At 73.3% G+C, this 17,771-nt stretch carries 15 protein-coding genes; 9 read left to right on the top strand and 6 right to left on the bottom strand.

The genetic code is table 11. From position 1 onward, the window contains the following. Nucleotides 1-494: 494 nt before the first annotated feature. The 3 genes from galE (at nt 495) to idi (ending at nt 3,374) form a co-directional block, all read left to right on the top strand. A complete protein-coding gene (gene galE / locus AMK31_RS32180) occupies nt 495-1,466 on the top strand; it encodes a UDP-glucose 4-epimerase GalE (RefSeq protein ID WP_073944253.1) in 972 nt (323 codons plus the stop codon). 134 nt (nt 1,467-1,600) lie between these two features. Next, entirely contained in the window at nt 1,601-2,539 is a 939-nt protein-coding gene (locus tag AMK31_RS32175; protein WP_073944252.1) for a cation diffusion facilitator family transporter, read from the top strand. Between the two features lie 241 nt (nt 2,540-2,780). Beyond that, the gene (gene idi, locus AMK31_RS32170; protein WP_073944251.1) at nt 2,781-3,374 is read left to right on the top strand and encodes an isopentenyl-diphosphate Delta-isomerase; all 594 of its coding nucleotides are present in this window, start codon (nt 2,781-2,783) and stop codon (nt 3,372-3,374) included. A gap of 244 nt (nt 3,375-3,618) precedes the next feature. Here idi and AMK31_RS32165 read toward each other — a convergent pair whose 3' ends face one another. Then, entirely contained in the window at nt 3,619-4,095 is a 477-nt protein-coding gene (locus tag AMK31_RS32165; RefSeq protein WP_241842794.1) for an ATP-binding protein, read from the bottom strand. 266 nt (nt 4,096-4,361) lie between these two features. Between AMK31_RS32165 and AMK31_RS32160 the strand changes: the two genes are divergently transcribed. Then, nucleotides 4,362-5,111, top strand: coding sequence for an enoyl-CoA hydratase/isomerase family protein (locus AMK31_RS32160; RefSeq protein WP_073944249.1), 750 nt, complete (start codon nt 4,362-4,364; stop codon nt 5,109-5,111). On the opposite strand, the gene AMK31_RS32155 is transcribed toward AMK31_RS32160, so the two are convergent. Continuing rightward, nucleotides 5,098-5,733 carry a DJ-1/PfpI family protein gene (locus AMK31_RS32155; RefSeq protein ID WP_073944248.1) on the bottom strand — a complete coding sequence of 212 codons (636 nt, stop codon included), beginning with the start codon at nt 5,731-5,733 and terminating at the stop codon, nt 5,098-5,100. The genes AMK31_RS32160 and AMK31_RS32155 overlap by 14 nt on opposite strands. A gap of 76 nt (nt 5,734-5,809) precedes the next feature. Further along, the gene (locus AMK31_RS32150) at nt 5,810-6,769 is read right to left on the bottom strand and encodes a GlxA family transcriptional regulator (RefSeq protein ID WP_073944247.1); all 960 of its coding nucleotides are present in this window, start codon (nt 6,767-6,769) and stop codon (nt 5,810-5,812) included. 131 nt (nt 6,770-6,900) lie between these two features. On the opposite strand from AMK31_RS32150, the gene AMK31_RS41140 reads away from it, so the two are divergent. From AMK31_RS41140 to AMK31_RS32140, 3 genes are all read left to right on the top strand, one after another. Next, nucleotides 6,901-7,038, top strand: a complete 138-nt coding sequence (locus tag AMK31_RS41140) for an LPFR motif small protein (RefSeq protein WP_198948614.1) — start codon at nt 6,901-6,903, stop codon at nt 7,036-7,038. A gap of 96 nt (nt 7,039-7,134) precedes the next feature. Continuing rightward, the gene (locus tag AMK31_RS32145; protein ID WP_073944246.1) at nt 7,135-9,513 is read left to right on the top strand and encodes a Tex family protein; all 2,379 of its coding nucleotides are present in this window, start codon (nt 7,135-7,137) and stop codon (nt 9,511-9,513) included. A 77-nt stretch (nt 9,514-9,590) separates the two neighbouring features. Then, nucleotides 9,591-10,175, top strand: coding sequence for a putative glycolipid-binding domain-containing protein (locus AMK31_RS32140; RefSeq protein ID WP_073944245.1), 585 nt, complete (start codon nt 9,591-9,593; stop codon nt 10,173-10,175). Here the strand turns inward: AMK31_RS32140 and AMK31_RS32135 are convergent. Together AMK31_RS32135 and AMK31_RS32130 are read right to left on the bottom strand one after the other, a co-directional pair. Then, nucleotides 10,162-11,799, bottom strand: a complete 1,638-nt coding sequence (locus AMK31_RS32135) for an ABC-F family ATP-binding cassette domain-containing protein (protein WP_073944244.1) — start codon at nt 11,797-11,799, stop codon at nt 10,162-10,164. The genes AMK31_RS32140 and AMK31_RS32135 overlap by 14 nt on opposite strands. 96 nt (nt 11,800-11,895) lie before the next feature. Continuing rightward, a complete protein-coding gene (locus AMK31_RS32130; RefSeq protein WP_073944243.1) occupies nt 11,896-12,921 on the bottom strand; it encodes an oxidoreductase in 1,026 nt (341 codons plus the stop codon). Between the two features lie 66 nt (nt 12,922-12,987). Between AMK31_RS32130 and AMK31_RS32125 the strand changes: the two genes are divergently transcribed. Continuing rightward, nucleotides 12,988-13,947 carry an FAD-dependent oxidoreductase gene (locus tag AMK31_RS32125; RefSeq protein ID WP_073944242.1) on the top strand — a complete coding sequence of 320 codons (960 nt, stop codon included), beginning with the start codon at nt 12,988-12,990 and terminating at the stop codon, nt 13,945-13,947. Nucleotides 13,948-13,955: 8 nt separating this feature from the next. On the opposite strand, the gene AMK31_RS32120 is transcribed toward AMK31_RS32125, so the two are convergent. Next, nucleotides 13,956-15,911: a Xaa-Pro dipeptidyl-peptidase gene (locus AMK31_RS32120; protein WP_073944241.1), complete on the bottom strand. Its 1,956-nt coding sequence runs from the start codon at nt 15,909-15,911 to the stop codon at nt 13,956-13,958. Between the two features lie 296 nt (nt 15,912-16,207). Between AMK31_RS32120 and AMK31_RS32115 the strand changes: the two genes are divergently transcribed. Then, nucleotides 16,208-17,719 carry a M1 family metallopeptidase gene (locus AMK31_RS32115; protein WP_198948613.1) on the top strand — a complete coding sequence of 504 codons (1,512 nt, stop codon included), beginning with the start codon at nt 16,208-16,210 and terminating at the stop codon, nt 17,717-17,719. Nucleotides 17,720-17,771: the final 52 nt, after the last annotated feature.

Here is a 17,771-nt window from a genome sequence, read left to right as displayed (position 1 = left end):
AATCCCGCTAACAACGCGGACAATCGTGACATACGGCGGTTGCTGTGGGGTGAGGGTGGGGTTTCTGAGCGTGGTGGAGGGGGTGGCGGCGGAGCCGGGGTGGCAGCGGCGCGGGGGGTGCGGCGACGCCGGGGGTCGGTGCGCGGCGGAGCCAGGGGCCGGTCGGTGGCGGGCACCGGACTTGCTCTGCGGCAGGGGCCGGACCCGGTCAGCGGCGGGCGTCGGGCTTGGTCAGCGGCAGGGCCAGGGGCCGGTGTGCAGCGGGGGCCGGGCTCGGTCGCGGCAGGGGCCGGATTCGGTCGGCGGCGGACGCCGGACTCGGGCGGCAGCAGGGGCCAAGCCCGGTCGGTGGCGGGCACCGGACTTGCTCTGTGGCAGGGGCCGAGCCCGGTCAGCAGCAGGCACCGGACCCGGTCGACAGCACGGGCCGGGCTCGGCCGGCGGCAGGGCCCGGACTCGGCCCGCGGCAGGCGCCGGGCTTAGGGTGGGCGACCATGACATGGCTGATCACCGGCGGTGCCGGATACATCGGGGCACATGTGGCGCGGTCGATGGCCGAGGCCGGGGAGCGGGTCGTCGCGCTGGACGATCTGTCGGCGGGAGTGCCCGCGCGGCTGCCGGCCGGCGTGCCGCTGGTGCGGGGGTCGGCGACGGACGCGGACCTGCTGAAGCGGGTCTTCGCCGAGCACGGGGTGACCGGTGTGGTGCATCTCGCCGCGCGCAAGCAGGTCGCCGAGTCCGTGGCGCAGCCCACCCGGTACTACCAGGAGAACGTGGGCGGGCTGGCGACGCTGCTGGAGGCGGTCGCCGGGGCCGGGATCCGGCGGTTCGTGTTCTCCTCGTCGGCGGCCGTCTACGGCAACCCGGATGTGGACCTCATCACGGAGGACACGCCCTGCGCGCCGGTGAACCCGTACGGCGAGACCAAGCTGGCCGGTGAGTGGCTGGTGCGGGCCGCGGGCCGGGCGCACGGCATCGCGACCGTCTGCCTGCGGTACTTCAACGTCGCCGGGGCGGCCGCCCCCGAGCTGGCCGACACCGGTGTCTTCAACATCGTGCCGATGGTCTTCGACCGGCTCACCCGCGACGAGGCGCCGCGGATCTTCGGCGACGACTATCCGACCCCGGACGGCACCTGTGTGCGCGACTACATCCATGTCGCCGACCTCGCCGAGGCCCACCTCGCGGCGGCCCGCCGGCTGTCCGCCCAGGACGCCGCGGGCGATCTGACCGTGAACATCGGCCGGGGCGAGGGCGTCTCCGTACGGGAACTGGTCACGCTGATCGGGGAGGTGACCGGGGACACCCGTCCGGCCGTCGTCGAGCCGCGCCGCCCCGGCGACGCCCCGCGCGCCGTCGCCTCCGCCGGGCGGGCCGCCGCGGAACTGGGGTGGACCGCCCGCAGAGGGGTACGCGAGATGGTCGAGTCGGCATGGCGGGGCTGGCTGCTGCATCACGGCCGCTGACTGCCGCAACGCTCTGACCTGGGGATCGTTTCCGCAGGTCAGAGCATATGACAACGGTGTTCAGTGCCGCGTTGCCGGATACCCCCCACCCGTAGTTCACTGTGATCCGGACCGATCGCAGGAGGGCGGCTTTCATGGGGGCTGGGCACGACCACGGACACGCGCACGGCGCACCGGTCACGGGCACGGCCGCGGCGGCGTACCGCGGCCGGCTGCGGATCGCGCTGGCGATCACCCTCACCGTGATGGTGGTGGAGGTCGTCGGCGGCCTGCTCGCGGACTCGCTCGCGCTGATCGCCGACGCCGCCCACATGGCGACGGACGCGCTGGGCCTCGGCATGGCCCTGCTCGCCATCCACTTCGCGAACCTGCCCCCGACCCAGAACCGCACCTTCGGCTACGCCCGCGCCGAGATCCTCGCGGCGCTCGCCAACTGTCTGCTGCTGTTCGGGGTCGGCGGATACGTGCTGTACGAGGCGGTCCAGCGGTTCGTCACCCCGGCCGACACGGAGGGCGGCGTGACCCTCGTCTTCGGCGGGATCGGCCTGGTCGCGAACATGATCTCCCTCACCCTGCTGATGCGGGGGCAGCGGGAGAGCCTGAACGTGCGCGGCGCGTTCCTGGAGGTGGCGGCGGACGCGCTGGGCTCGGTCGCGGTGCTGGTGGCGGCGGCGGTGATCCTCACCACCGGCTGGCAGGCCGCCGACCCGATCGCCTCGCTCGTCATCGCCCTGATGATCGCGCCCCGCACCTGGAAGCTGCTGCGCGAGACGCTGGACGTGCTGCTGGAGTCGGCCCCGAAGGACGTCGACATGGCCGAGGTGCGGGCCCACATACTGGCGCTGGACGGGGTGGAGGACGTGCACGACCTGCACGCCTGGACGATCACCTCGGGGATGCCGGTGCTGTCCGCGCACGTCGTCGTCCGCTCCGACGTACTGAGCGCGATCGGCCACGAGAAGATGCTGCACGAGTTGCAGGGCTGTCTCGGCCATCACTTCGACGTCGAGCACTGCACGTTCCAGCTGGAGCCGAGCGGTCACGCGGAACATGAGGCACGGCTGTGCCACTGAGGCGCCGGCGGGCCCGAGCACGGTGAACCCGGGCGGGGTGACGTGACGGCGTCGTACGCCAGTCCGAACGGTTCCCCGTCCTCCGCCAGGGGCACGATCACCTCCCGGGCCCCTCCCGGTGTCCGAACGGTGGCGGCAGCCGCACACGTCCCGCGCGGGACATGCGGGTCGTGCCGGGAAGTGCCGGGAGTGCCGGATTCGTACGGCAGACTGGGCACGAGGAACGAAGCGAAGGATGGGTATGCCGATCACACCTGCCACCGCGACGCACAGCGCGTCGGACGGCACCGCGGACGCGATCTTGCTGGAACTGGTCGACGAGAACGGCGTCACGATCGGCACCGCGGAGAAGCTGTCCGCCCATCAGCCGCCCGGGCAGCTGCACCGCGCGTTCTCGGTGTTCCTCTTCGACGAGCAGGGGCGGCTGCTGCTCCAGCAGCGGGCGCTCGGCAAGTACCACTCCCCCGGCGTGTGGTCGAACACCTGCTGCGGACACCCGTACCCCGGCGAGGCGCCGTTCGCCGCGGCGGCCCGGCGGACGTACGAGGAGCTGGGGGTGTCCCCGTCGCTGCTCGCGGAGGCGGGCACGGTCCGCTACAACCACCCGGACCCGGCGTCGGGGCTGGTGGAGCAGGAGTACAACCATCTCTTCGTGGGCCTGGTGCAGTCGCCGCTCGCCCCGGACCCGGAGGAGGTCGGCGCGACCGCCTTCGTGACCGCCGCCGAGCTGGCGGAGCGGCACGCCGAGGGCCCGTTCTCGGCCTGGTTCATGACGGTCCTGGACGCCGCCCGCCCCGCGATCAGTGAACTGACGGGTCCGTCCGCGGACTGGTGAGACGACGGGCCCGTCCGTGGATCGGCGAGACGACGGGCCCGTACAGGGACCGGTGAGACGAGCGGGGCCGTACAGGGACCGGTGAGACGACGGGCCCGTACAGGGACCGGTGAGACGAGCGGGGCCGCCTGTGGCTCGGTGACCTTCGGGGCGCGGGGCCGCAGGGAGCCCGGACGGCCGAATGGCCGGGGGGCCGGGTGGCCGGCGCGGTGGGCCCCGGAGCGGGGTGGCCGCGCCGGAACGTTCAGGCGGGCCGCGTGAGAGTGAGGGGCAGGGCGGCCCAGATGACCTTGCCGCCGGTCGTGGTGTGCTCGACGTCGCAGACTCCGCCCGCCTCGCGGGTGATCTCCCGGACCAGCAGGAGACCGCGGCCGCCGGTCTGCCCGTGGTCGGCCTCCAGGGCGGTCGGGCGGTAGGGGTGGTTGTCCTCCACGGACACCCGCACCCACTCGGCGCCGACGGCCACCTCGACGGCGAGCATCGGCGACAGCAGCGCCGCGTGCCGGACGGCGTTCGTGACCAGCTCGGAGACGATCAGCAGCAGCCCCTGGGCCACGTCGTCCGAGACCGGCACGCCCTGGCGCATCAGCAGGTCGCGCACGGCGTGCCGGGCCTGCGGCACCGACGCGTCGACGGCGGGGGCGGTGAATCTCCAGACGCCCTCGTACGGCAGGGGGTCGGGCGTCTTCGCCTCAAGGGGTGCCTCTGCGCCGCCTGCCATCGTCCGGTCGCCACCCTCGCGCTCGATTGTCACCACACGTCGAGTGTTGGCAACCAGCTCGTCGGCGCGAAGAGCTGAACACAAGTCAGCACTTATCGAGCGTTTCTGACCGTTGGCGTATGACACGGTCAGTTGTGGGACTGCTCCTGTCCCGGCTCTGCCGACTTTGCGAACTATTCGGGTTGTACGGGTTTGTCGGCGCCCGCGCTCCGGTCCCCACCCCCTCGCCGACCGCACGCACACCCCGCGCGGCTAGCATCCGGCACATGGAGCCCCAGCTGCTGCACCACGTCGCCGACTCGGTCGCCACCGTCGTCATCCACCACCCGGCCAAGCGCAACGCCATGACCGCCGCGATGTGGCGGGCGCTGCCGCCGCTGCTCGACACGCTCGCCGCGGACCCGGAGGTACGGGCGCTGGTGCTGACCGGCGAGGGCGGCACCTTCTGCGCGGGCGCCGACATCTCCACCCTCCAGGGCTCGCCCGAGGAGGCCCAGGGGCTGGCCGTGGCCGCCGAGGAGGCGCTGGCGGCGTTCCCGAAGCCGACGCTGGCGGCGATCCGCGGGCACTGCGTGGGCGGCGGGTCCCAGCTCGCGGCGGCCTGTGACCTGCGGTTCGCGGAGGAGGGCGCGCTGTTCGGGGTGACGCCCGCGAAGCTCGGCATCGTCTACCCGGCGTCCTCCACCCGGCGGCTGGTGTCGCTGGTGGGCCCCGCCGCCGCGAAGTACCTCCTCTTCTCGGGCGAGCTGATCGAGGCGGAGCGGGCGCTGCGGACCGGCCTGGTGGACGAGGTGCTGCCGGAGGGGGAGCTGGCCAAGCGGGTCGCCGAGTTCACCCGGATCCTCGCCTCCCGCTCGCAGCTGACGCAGGCGGCGGCCAAGGAGTTCGCCGACGGACGCACCGACCGCGACGACCACTGGACCGCGCGGGCCCGCGAGAGCGGCGACACCGCCGAGGGCGTCGCCGCGTTCCTGGAGCGCCGGTCGCCGCGCTTCACGTGGACTACGTCAGGATGAACCTGCTCTTGCCGCGGAACTCCTCGACGAGGTGCGCGGGGGCCTTGTGCGGGGCGCCGGCGTCGTAGGGCGGCTGCGGGTCGTACTCGGTCAGCAGCTGGACGGCCTGGGCGTGCTCGTCGCCCGCGATGCGGCCCAGCAGGGCGAGGCCCATGTCGATGCCGGAGGAGACGCCCGCGGCGGTGACGTACTTGCCGTCGAAGACGACCCGCTCGCCGGTGGACTCGGCGCCGAAGCCCCCGAGGAAGTCCAGGGCCAGCCAGTGGGAGGTGGCCCGGCGCCCCTCCAGGAGGCCCGCGGCGGCCAGCAGCAGGGAGCCGGTGCACACGGACGTCGTCCAGGTGCTGGTCGCGTCGGCGGCGCGCAGCCAGTCCAGCAGGGCCCGGTTCTCCATCTGCTGCGTCTGCCCGGGGCCGCCCGGGACGACCACGATGTCGGGGTGCGGCACCTCGGCGAGGGTCTTGTCGGCGGTCAGCGCGAGATTCCCGGTGTCGGTGCGGACGGGCCCGGTCCGCTCGGCGACGAAGACGGTCTCGGAGTCGGGGAGGCGGCCGAGGGTCTCGTACGGTCCCACGGCGTCGAGGGCGGTGAAGCGGTCGTAGAGGACGATGGCGATCTGCATCGGGGTCCTTTCGGTGGGCGTGGCCCGGCGTCGTCGTGGGCGGGCCTCGTTGGGCGGCGAGGAAGTGGATGGGGCCTCAGGGGGCGGGGGCCGGGCGGAAGCGGCGGCGGTACTCCGCCGGGGACGCGCCCAGCGCGCGGATGAAGGCGCGGCGCATCGCCTCGGGGGTGCCGTAGCCGCTGGCGCGGGAGATCTCCTCGACGCCGTCCGCGGTGTCCTCCAGCAGCCGGCGGGCGTGTTCCAGGCGGACCCGGTCGACATAGCGGCCGGGGGTCATGCCGGTCTCCGCGCGGAAGGCGCGGGCGAAGTGGCGGGGCGACAGCCGGGCGCGGGCCGCGAGCGCGTCCACGCTGAGGTCGGCGGCCGGGTGCTCGGTCACCCACTGCTGCACGTCCCGCAGCGGCTCCCGGTGGGCCGTCTGGGCGGCGAGCTGGGCGCTGAACTGGGCCTGGTTGCCCGGCCGGCGCAGGAACACCACCAGGTGCCGGGCGACGGCGAGGGCGGCGTCACGGCCCAGGTCCTCCTCGACCAGCGCGAGCGCGAGATCGATGCCGGCGGTGACTCCGGCGGAGGTGGCGACACGGCCGGCACGCACGTAGATCGGCTCGGGGTCCACCTCGACGGCCGGGTGGTCCCGGGCGAGCTTGTCGCAGTACGCCCAATGGGTGGTGGCGCGCAGGCCGTCCAGCAGCCCCGCCTCGGCCAGCAGAATCGCGCCCGTGCACACCGACACCAGCCGCTCGGCGCGCGGCCCGTGCTCGCGCAGCCACGCGGTCAGCCGCGGGTCCGGCGCGCGGGTGCCCCGCCCGCCGGGGACCACCAGGGTGTGCGGATCGGCGGTATCGACGAGGGCCCGGTCGGGTACGACGGTCAGTCCGCTGGAGGTGCGCACGGGGCCGCCGTCCAGGGAGGCCGTACGGATCTCGTACGACCCCGGTGTGTGCAGCCCGGCGCCCGTGAAGACCTCCACGGGCCCGGTGACGTCGAGGCTCTGCACGTCGTCGAAGAGGACGACGAGGACGGTTCGCTGCGCCATGCCGTCGATTCTTCGGGCCCCGCCGGATGGCCGCAATGACGGGCAACCCACCTTTCCTGCCATGCATGCCGGGGCGCGAGTGAGGTACCCGAGGGCTGCCCGACGAGCAACAGCGAGGAAAGGAGAAGCACGTGTTCCGAGCGATCGCGGACGTACTGCGGCAGATCGGCGGTGCCATAGCCACGGTGGTGACGCTCCCGTTCCGGGCACTGGCCCGGCTCTTCGGCGGAGCGTCGGCGTCCGGCGGGCGAGGCGCGCGCCGGGCGTGACACCAGCCGCGCCCGGGACCCGCCCTGATCCCCGACTGCCGGTGTCACCTGCCACAATTGCCGCGCAACCCGAAGTGGAGAAGGCGGTACGGGATCGTGACGACACCCGGGTCCATTGAAGTTGGGTCCATCGAAGGCAGGATCGCCGAGGAACTCGGCGTACGGGAGCGGCAGGTCAAGGCTGCCGTGGAGCTGCTCGACGGCGGTTCGACGGTGCCCTTCATCGCCCGCTACCGCAAGGAAGCGACCGAGATGCTCGACGACGCGCAGCTGCGCACGATCGAGGAGCGGCTGCGCTATCTGCGGGAACTGGAGGAGCGGCGGACCGCGATCCTCGAGTCGGTGCGTGAGCAGGGCAAGCTCACCGGGGAACTCGAGGCGCGGATCCGCGGCGCGGAGACCAAGGCGCGCCTGGAGGACATCTACCTGCCGTACAAGCCCAAGCGGCGCACCAAGGCGCAGATCGCCCGCGAGGCGGGGCTGGAGCCGCTGGCGGACGGGCTGCTCGGCGACCCGACGGTCGAGCCGCTCGCCGCGGCGGCCGCCTTCGTCGACGCCGGCAAGGGCGTCGCCGACCCGCAGGCCGCGCTGGACGGCGCCCGCGCGATCCTCACCGAGCGGTTCTCGGAGGACGCCGACCTGATCGGCGAGCTGCGCGAGCGCATGTGGGTGCGCGGGCGGCTCGCGGCGAAGGTGCGCGAGGGCAAGGAGGAGGCGGGCGCGAAGTTCGCCGACTACTTCGACTTCGCGGAGCCGTTCACCGAGCTGCCCTCGCACCGCGTCCTGGCGATGCTGCGCGGCGAGAAGGAGGAGGTCCTGGACCTCGTCCTGGAGCCGGAAGAGCCGACGGAAGGGCCGTCGTCGTACGAGGGGACGATCGCGCACCGGTTCGGCATCGCCGACCGGGGCCGCCCCGCCGACAAGTGGCTGACGGACACGGTCCGCTGGGCGTGGCGCACCCGCGTCCTGGTCCACCTCGGCATCGACCTGCGGCTGCGGCTGCGCACGGCCGCCGAGGACGAGGCCGTCAAGGTGTTCGCGGCCAACCTGCGCGACCTGCTGCTGGCCGCCCCGGCGGGCACCCGCGCCACGCTCGGCCTGGACCCCGGTTTCCGCACGGGTGTGAAGGTGGCCGTGGTCGACGCCACCGGCAAGGTCGTCGCCACCGACGTCATCCACCCGCACGTCCCGGCCAACAGGTGGGACGAGGCGATCGCCAAGCTGGCCCGGCTGGCGAAGGAGCACGCGGTCGAGCTGGTCGCCATCGGCAACGGCACCGCGTCCCGCGAGACGGACAAGCTCGCCGGCGAACTGATCACCAAGCACCCGGAGCTGAAGCTCACCAAGGTGATGGTGTCCGAGGCGGGCGCCTCCGTGTACTCGGCCTCCGCGTTCGCCTCGCAGGAGCTGCCCGACATGGACGTGTCGCTGCGCGGCGCCGTGTCGATCGCGCGCCGGCTCCAGGACCCGCTGGCCGAGCTGGTGAAGATCGACCCGAAGTCGATCGGCGTCGGCCAGTACCAGCACGACCTGTCCGAGGTGAAGCTGTCACGTTCGCTGGACGCGGTCGTCGAGGACTGTGTGAACGGCGTCGGAGTGGACGTGAACACCGCCTCCGCGCCGCTGCTGGCCCGGGTCTCCGGCATCTCCTCCGGGCTCGCCGAGAACATCGTGGCCCACCGCGACGAGAACGGCCCCTTCACCTCCCGGGCGCAGCTGAAGAAGGTGCCCCGGCTGGGTCCGAAGGCATACGAGCAGTGCGCGGGCTTCCTGCGGATCCGCGGCGGCGACGACCCGCTGGACGCGTCCAGCGTGCACCCCGAGGCGTATCCCGTGGTGCGGCGCATGGTGAAGACCGCCGGCCAGGACGTGGCGGCGCTGATCGGCAACACGGGGGTGCTGCGCTCGCTGCGGCCGCAGGACTTCGTCGATGAGACGTTCGGTCTGCCGACCGTCTCCGACATCCTCAAGGAGCTGGAGAAGCCGGGCCGCGACCCGCGCCCCGCGTTCAAGACGGCCACCTTCAAGGAGGGCGTGGAGAAGATCTCCGACCTCGCGTCGGGGATGGTCCTGGAGGGTGTCGTCACCAACGTGGCCGCGTTCGGCGCGTTCGTCGACGTCGGCGTGCACCAGGACGGCCTGGTGCACGTCTCCGCGATGTCGCGGACGTTCGTCAAGGACCCGCGTGACGTGGTGAAGCCTGGCGACATCGTCAAGGTGAAGGTGCTCGACGTCGACATCCCGCGCAAGCGGATCTCGCTGACGCTGCGGCTGGACGACGAGGCCGCCCCGCAGGGCGGGCAGCCCTCGGGCGAGCGCCGTCAGCAGCGCGGCGGCCGCCCGCCGCAGCAGCGCCAGGGCCGCGGGGGCGGGGGCGGCGGTGGACGCCAGGCCCCGGCCCCGGCCAACAGCGCGATGGCGGACGCCCTGCGCCGCGCGGGCCTGCTCGATGCGAAGAAGAGCGGCCGGGGCTGAGACACGCGGGCCCGGACCACGGCACGCCTGAGCGCCGGGGTCCGGGCCCCGGGAGGCTCCTCCCCTAGGCTGGCGGAATGACCACTTCACGGGTACTGACCTGGGAGGTCACCGCCAGCCGGGGCTACGAGACCGCCTGGGCCGAGCTCACCGGGGACGCGCTGCGCGCCCGGGGCCGGGCCGTCGGGACGGTGCCGGAGCCGTACTGGATCTCGTACGAGCTTCAGACGGCCGACGGATTCGTGACGCGGCGGCTGACGGTGACCGCCGAGACCGCCGATCGCACCCGGACCCTCGATCTGCGGCACGACGGCCACGGCCGCTGGACCGCCGACGGGCGGCCGCTGCCCGAGACCGACGGCGCACTCGACTGCGACCTCGGGCTGTGCCCGCTGACCAACACCATGCCGGTCCTGCGCCACGGGCTGCACCGCGCGGGCGGGCAGCGGGAGTTCCTGATGGCGTGGGTGTCGGTGCCGGACCTGGCGGTACGCCCGTCACGGCAGACGTACACGCCGCTCGGCACCGAGGGCCTGGTCCGCTACTCCTCCGGGACCTTCCGCAGCGACGTCCGCTTCGACCGGGACGGGCTCGTGGTCGACTACCCGGACCTGGCGAGACGGCTCGGCGGGCCGGGCCAGGGGGCGTCTAGCGCTCGGTGACCTTGCCGTCCGCGACCTCCAGGCGGCGGGTCACATGGACCGCGTCGAGCATGCGGCGGTCGTGGGTGACCAGCAGCAGGGTGCCGGTGTAGGCGTCGAGCGCCGACTCCAGCTGTTCGATGGCGGGCAGGTCGAGGTGGTTCGTCGGCTCGTCGAGGACGAGCAGGTTGACGCCCCGGCCCTGGAGGAGCGCGAGCGCGGCGCGGGTGCGCTCGCCCGGCGAGAGGGTCGCGGCGGGGCGCAGCACGTGGTCCGCCTTCAGGCCGAACTTGGCCAGCAGGGTGCGCACCTCGGCCGGCTCGGTGCCCGGGACCGCCGCGCCGAACGCGTCCAGCAGGGTCTCCGGGCCGTGGAACAGTTTGCGGGCCTGGTCGACCTCGCCGACCAGCACACCGGAGCCGAGGGCGGCGTGCCCGGCGTCGAGGGTGACGCGGCCCAGCAGCGCGGCGAGCAGCGTCGACTTGCCCGCGCCGTTGGCGCCGGTGACCGCGACCCGGTCCGCCCAGTCGACCTGCAGGGAGACCGGGCCGAGCCGGAAGCCGCCGCGCCGCACCTCGGCGTCCCGGAGGGTGGCCACGACCGCGCCGGAACGCGGGGCGGAGGCGATCTCCATGCGCAGCTCCCACTCCTTGCGAGGCTCCTCGACCACCTCCAGACGCTCGATCAGGCGCTGCGTCTGGCGGGCCTTCGCGGCCTGCTTCTCACTGGCCTCGCTGCGGTACTTGCGGCCGATCTTGTCGTTGTCGCCGGCCTTGCGCCGGGCGTTCTTGACGCCCTTGTCCATCCAGGCGCGCTGGATCTGGGCCCGTTCCTGGAGGGCGGTCTTCTTGTCGGCGTACTCCTCGTAGTCCTCGCGGGCGTGCCGCCGGGCCGTCTCGCGCTCCTCCAGGTAGGCCTCGTAGCCGCCGCCGTAGAGGTTGATCTGCCGCTGCGCCAAATCGAGTTCGAGGACCTTGGTGACGGTTCGGGTGAGGAACTCGCGGTCGTGGCTGACGACGACGGTGCCGGCGCGCAGGCCGGAGACGAAGCGCTCGAGGCGTTCCAGGCCGTCGAGGTCAAGGTCGTTGGTGGGCTCGTCGAGGAGGAAGACGTCGTAGCGGGACAGCAGCAGGGAGGCGAGGCCCGCGCGGGCGGCCTGGCCGCCGGACAGGGTCGTCATCGGCTGGTCGAGGCCGACCGCGAGGCCGAGGGAGTCGGCGACCTCCTCGGCGCGCTCGTCGAGGTCGGCGCCGCCGAGGCCGAGCCAGCGCTCCAGGCTCACGGCGTAGGCGTCGTCCGCGCCCGGCCGGCCCTCGACCAGGCCCTCGGTGGCCTCGTCCATGGCGCGCTGGGCGGCGGCCACGCCGGTGCGGCGGGCCAGGAACTCCCGGACGGTCTCCCCCGGCCGGCGCTCCGGCTCCTGCGGCAGATGGCCGACGGTCCCGGTGGGCGGGGAGAGCCGCAGCTCGCCCTGCTCGGGGCGGTCGAGCCCGGCGAGCAGGCGCAGCAGGGTGGACTTTCCGGCGCCGTTGGCACCGACCAGACCGATCACGTCCCCGGGGGCCACGACGAGGTCGAGGCCGGTGAACAGCGAGCGGTCGCCGTGACCGGCGGCGAGGTTCTTGGCGACGAGGGTGGCAGTCATCAGACCGCCGATCCTAACCGCCGCCCCGCGGACCGGTCGCGCCGGTTTCCCACCGTCCCGTCCACCGTCCCCGAGCGGGCCGGGGCCCGGCGGGGCTCACTTGGCCATGGCCTCCACCAGCACGCTTCCCGCGGTCCGCGCGACCACGTAGGAATCGCCCTTGACGGCCTTGGCGTCCAGGGCGATGCGGTGCCGGCCGGGTTCGAGGACGCCGTCGAAGAGTTCGCGGGTGTGGGTGCGGTAGAGGCGGTCGAGGCGGTACGCGGTGAGGACGACCCGGCACGGGGAGGTGACCTCGACGCCGGCCTCGCCGTCGGCGGCGACCAGCCGGGTGAGGCGGCGCCGCTCCGCGGGGCTGCGGTCGAGGGCGTGTTCGATCTGGGCGACGAGCAGCGGGACGATCGGGGCGAGGCCGTCGACGTAGGCCACGTCGACCCCGGCGCGTTCGAAGGCGCCGCGCACGGCGGCGCGTTCGTCCGGGCCGACGGCGCGGCCGAAGGCGACGGCGCCGTAGCCGCGCAGTTCCTCGGCGGGCACGTGGTCGGCGTCGTGGGCGATGTCCGCGCCGATGCCGATGGTGCGCAGGGCCGCGGCGAGCTTGGCGAGCAGGGCGACGCGGGCGCCGATGAGCAGCACGCGGCGGCGGCCGGCGGCGGGGTCGGTGCCGTCGAGCAGGGAGCGCAGCGCCGCGCGGTACTCCTCGCCGCGGAACCGGAACGGCCCTATGCCGTGGTAGCCGTTGAGTTCGAGGTCGGCTCGCTCCTCCGTCTGCCAGGCGAAGTCCCGCCAGACGTAGTCGTCGCCGTCCCGCTCTATGACGGCGGTGACCGCGCCGCAGGCCAGGTCGGCGCACTCGGGGCAGCCGTAGATCACCTGCCGTCCGCCGGGCAGCGGCGGGGCGGCGTCCAGCAGCAGGCTGCGCACCTGGGCGGTGAAGATGGCGGGCGGCACGTCGGCGGCGAGCGGGGAGACCGCGTCCAGGTCGGAGAGCTGGAAGAGCAGCGGGCGTCCGTCGACGATGAAGTCGACGAAGTCCCGGTGCACCTGGTACGCGCCGTCCGCGAGGACGCCTCCGGCGCGCATCGCCGGTGCCAGGCCAAAGGTCGCATACGCGGCAGACATGCTGTGAGTATCCCCAGTCCGGCGGCGTTCTGAGCGCGGCATGACACATTCCGCTACGGTCCCGGCGTGGACAGTGACGTGAGGGACGACGTGGTCGTGGTGGGCGGCGGTGTCATCGGGCTGACGACGGCCGTGGTGCTCGCCGAGCGCGGGCACCGGGTCCGGCTGTGGACGCGGGAGCCCGTCGAGCGGACCACCTCGGCGGTTGCCGGGGCCCTGTGGTGGCCGTACCGGATCCGGCCGGTCGGCTCGGCGCGCGCCTGGGCGCTGCGCTCGCTGACGGTGTACGAGGAGCTGGCCGGACGCCCCGTGGTGACCGGCGTACGCGTGGTCGAAGGGGTACTGGGCGAAACGGCCCTGGACGAGGTGGCCGGCTGGGCCGCGGCGCGGCTGCCCGGGCTGCGGGCGGCCACGGCCGACGAGTACTCCGGGGCGGGGCTGTGGGCGCGGCTGCCGCTCGTCGACATGTCGGTTCATCTGCCTTGGTTGCGCGAGCGGTTGCGGGCGGCGGGCGGGATCGTGGAGGAGCGCGCGGTGACGGCGCTCGCCGAGGCGGACGCGCCGGTCGTCGTCAACTGCACGGGGCTGGGGGCCCGGACCCTGGTGCCCGACCCGTCGGTGCGACCGGTGCGCGGGCAGCTGGTCGTGGTGGAGAACCCGGGCATCCGCACCTGGCTGGTGTCCACGGCCGCCGACGGCACGATGGCCTACTTCTTCCCGCAGCCCGGCCGCCTGGTGCTCGGCGGCACCGCCGATGACGACGTCTGGACGCCGGAGCCGGACCCGGCCGAGGCGGAGGCGATCGTACGGCGGTGCGCGGCGCTGCGGCCGGAGATCGCCGGCGCGCGGGTGCTGGAGCACCGGGTGGGGCTGCGGCCCGCCCGCCCGGCGGTGCGGCTGGAGCGGACGTCGCTGCCGGACGGACGGGTGCTGGTGCACAACTACGGCCACGGCGGCGCCGGCGTCACCGTGGCCTGGGGGTGTGCGGAGGAGGCCGCCGGACTGGCCGGCGCCCCCTCCGGGTGAGACACCCCCTACGGGACGCTGCGTGCGGCGCCCGGGTCGCGGACGCCGTCGAGCGGCGCGGCCTCGGGCACCGCGGTCGTGGTGCCGGCGGTCGTGGTGCCGGCGGTGGCGCGGGCGAAGGCGGGCGCGCCGCCGACGAGCGGCACGCGGGCCGAGGTGCGGGACAGGTCGAGGGTGAGCGTCGGTGTGCTCGCCGGGGGCTCGATCAGGTCCGTGTCGGTGCCCGCGACGATCAGCGCCAGCCGGTGGCCCCGGGGGACGACGTGGTCGGTCGCGGCCAGGTCGAGGGTGATCGTGTACGGCTTTCCGGGCGTGAGCGGGGCCCCGGTGGCGGAGGAGTGGTTGCCGAGGTCGGCCCAGCCGCGGCTGACGATCGTGTAGTCGACGTCGGCCGTGTCCGCCGCGGTCTCCTTGAAGCAGGCGCTGTCGCCGCTGGTGCTCTCGCCCCAGCAGGTGCGGTCGGTGAGGGTGGTGATGCCCTCGCCCTCGGCGGCGTAGTCGCGGATGGTGTCGGGGCCGAGGTCCACCAGGACGGCGCTGAGGTGAGCGCTGGAAGTGGTCGGGGTCGCGGTGACGGTCACCTTCGACGATCCGGACAGCCGCAGGTCGCGGGTGAGCGGGCCGGTGGTGAAGCCCGCCTTGTCGGGAGTGGGCCGGTGGATGTGCGCCGCCCAGTCGGTCTCGTCGTGCGCGGGGTCGTCGGTGAAGGTCTCGGTGCCGGTGCCGGGGCGCAGTCCGAGGGTGCCGACGCCGTCCTGGGTGCCCTCGGCGGGCCTGAGGGTGGTCGGCCGGGTGCTGCGGGGCGGCCAGACCTCCGAGGTGACCCACTGGTCGGGGGCGCGTTCGATCTCGGCCATCGGCTCGTCGTCGATGCCGTTGTCGTAGCCGAGGAGTTCGTGGTCGAACCAGCGGTGCAGGGTGTCGACCCAATCGGCGCGGCGGAAGTCGAAGGGGTCGACGTGGCCGGCCTGGGAGAGCCAGATCCTGCGCTCGACGCCGTTCTCCGCGAGCGCGTCCCACCACTGGCCGAAGTGCTTGGCGCGGACGTTGAGGTCCTGCATGCCGTGGACGACGAAGACGCTGGCCTTCACCCGGCCGGCGTCGGGCACGTAGTCGCGCTCGGTCCACAGCGGGGTCCAGTCGCCGGTGCACGGGGCGCCGTCGGCGATGCGCTGCTGGACGGCGGCGCAGCGGGCGCGGGCCTCGGGGCTCTCGACGCGGTCCGCCAGCCCGTCGGGGCCGGAGTCGAACAGCGGGGCGCCCTTGGCGAAGTAGTAGTCGTACCAGGAGGAGATGGCGCCGATCGGGACGATGGTCTCCAGGCCCTCGACGCCGGTGGCGGCCACGCCGTTGGCGATGGTGCCGTCGTAGCTCTTGCCGATCATCCCGGTCCGGCCGTTGGTCCAGGTCGCCTTGGCGCGGGTGGTGCCGGTGCGGGTGGTGTAGGCCTTGCCGCGGCCGTTGAGCCAGTCGACGACGGCTTTCGCGGACTGGATGTCGGAGCGGCCGCCGACGTCCACGCAGCCGTCGGAGCGGTTGGTTCCGGCGAGGTCGACGCCGACGAAGGCGTAGCCGCGAGGAACGAAGTAGTTGTCGTAGAACAGCGGCATCCGGACGACGTTCCCGGCCGCGTCGTAGGTCTTCTTCTGGCTCTCGTTGCCGCGCCCGCAGCAGGAGTAGTACGGACTGGCGTCCATGATGACGGGGATCCGGCGGCCCTGCCGGTCGGTCTCGCGGGGGCGGACGATGTCCACGGCGACCCGGTCGGTGCGTCCGTCGCCGTCGCCGTCAAAACGGGTGTCGACCCAGACGGACTCGCGGATGGCGTCGTCGTACGAGTAGACCGGCCGGCTCGTGCGGGGTGCGGCCTGAGCCGTGATGGGGGTGAGGAGGCCGGCCATCAGGGCGGCGGTGGCCACTGCCGCGAGCGGTCTCCAGATCGTGAAGCGCGTGCGTATCGGCATGCCGCGGACGCTACCGGGGTGAAATGCCGTGCAGAAGGGGCGTGTGACGGATCATCCGATTCGTGTGACGCGTCGTCCGATGAGTGTCGCGCGTCGTCCGATGAGTGTGACGCGTCGCTTACGTGCCGGCCAGGGGCGTGTGCGGCCGGAATTCGCCCGTGTGGCGGAGCCGCTCGTGACGGCCGAATGGCGATCGTGTGACAGGGGTGGCGGTGGACATGCCCGGGGCCACAGGGACTGAATAGGCTCCGAACAGACTCCGAACAGACTTTCCGCACCTAGGAATTGGAGCTGACGTGCACCGCAGAATGACCGCTCCGGGCGCGCTGGCCGCGGCCTCCCTCCTGCTGGCGATCCCGGCATCGGCCGCGAGCCACGCCCCCGGCGCTCCGGGCATCGGCGACCCCTACTACCCGGCGTACGGCAACGGCGGCTACGACGTCTCGCACTACGACCTCCGGCTGAAGTACCAGCCGGCCACCGACCGGCTGGAGGGCACGGCGACCCTGCTCGCCCGCACCACGCAGGACCTGTCCCGGTTCAACCTGGACTTCCTGCTGGACGTGAGTGAGGTCCGGGTCAACGGCGCCGCCGCGAAGTTCCGGACCTCCGGCGAGCACGAGCTGGAGATCACCCCGAGGACACCCCTCGACAAGGGCAGCGCCGTCACCGTCGTGGTCCGCTACAGCGGGGTGCCGTCGGCGAAGCAGGCGTACGGCTTCACCAGCTGGCACCGCACCCCGGACGGCGGTGTCGCGGCGAACGAGCCGGAGGCGGCGTGGTGGTGGTTCCCCAGCAACGACCATCCGCTGGACAAGGCCACCTACGACGTGTCGGTGCAGGTGCCGGACGGCACCCAGGCCATCTCCAACGGCACCCTGCAGTCGACGAGTTCGCGGCTCGGCTGGACCCGCTGGAACTGGCGCTCGAACAAGCCGCAGGCGACGTATCTCGCCACCCTCGCGGTCGGCCGGTTCGACGTCACGACCGGGAGGACGGAGAGCGGCATCCCGGTCGTCAACGCCTACAGCAAGGACCTCGGCGACAACTACGGCGCCGCGCGGGCGAGCGTCGAGCGGACCGGGGAGATCGCCGACTGGCTGACCGGGTACTTCGGGCCGTACCCGTACAACGCGCTCGGCGGGTACGTGCCGAACACCGACACCGGGTACGCGCTGGAGACGCAGACCCGGCCGTTCTACAGCCCGCGGCAGTTCGCGAACGGCACCAACACCTCCGTGGTGGTGCACGAGCTGGCCCACCAGTGGTACGGCGACTCGGTGTCCGTGGCCGAGTGGAAGGACATCTGGATCAACGAGGGCTTCGCGCGCTACGCGCAGTGGCTGTGGTCCGAGCACGAGGGCGAGGGGACGGCGCAGGAGATCGCCGACTGGGTGTACGCCTCACGCCCGGCCGACGACGCCTTCTGGGCGGTCCAGCCCGGTGACCCGGGGCCGGAGAACCAGTTCCACGTCGCCGTCTACGACCGGGGCGCCCTGGCGCTGCAGGCGCTGCGCAACGAGATCGGCGACGAGGACTTCTTCGCGATCCTCAAGGGCTGGCCGCAGCGGTACGCCCACGGCAACGCGAGCGTCGCCGACTTCCGGCAGTACGCGGAGGAGGTGTCCGGCAAGCCGCTGGCGGCGCTGTTCGACACCTGGCTGTACGAGCCGTCGAAGCCGGGCGCGTCGGCGGCGCGGGACGCGTCGATCGCGCGGACCTCGAAGGCTCCCGCGCAGCCGAAGTCGTGGAAGAAGATCGCCGCGACGAACAACGTGCACGAGCACGGGCACGGGCACGGGCGCTAGGGCGTGTCCGCAAAGTGGTTGGCGCGTTGGTCTGTTCGTGGTGCGTCGTCAT

The organism is Streptomyces sp. TSRI0107 (assembly GCF_001905845.1).
In the GTDB taxonomy this organism is placed as follows: Bacteria; Actinomycetota; Actinomycetes; order Streptomycetales; family Streptomycetaceae; genus Streptomyces.
The sequence above is the reverse complement of the archived record's forward strand: the minus strand, read 5'-3'. Positions and strand labels throughout refer to the sequence as shown.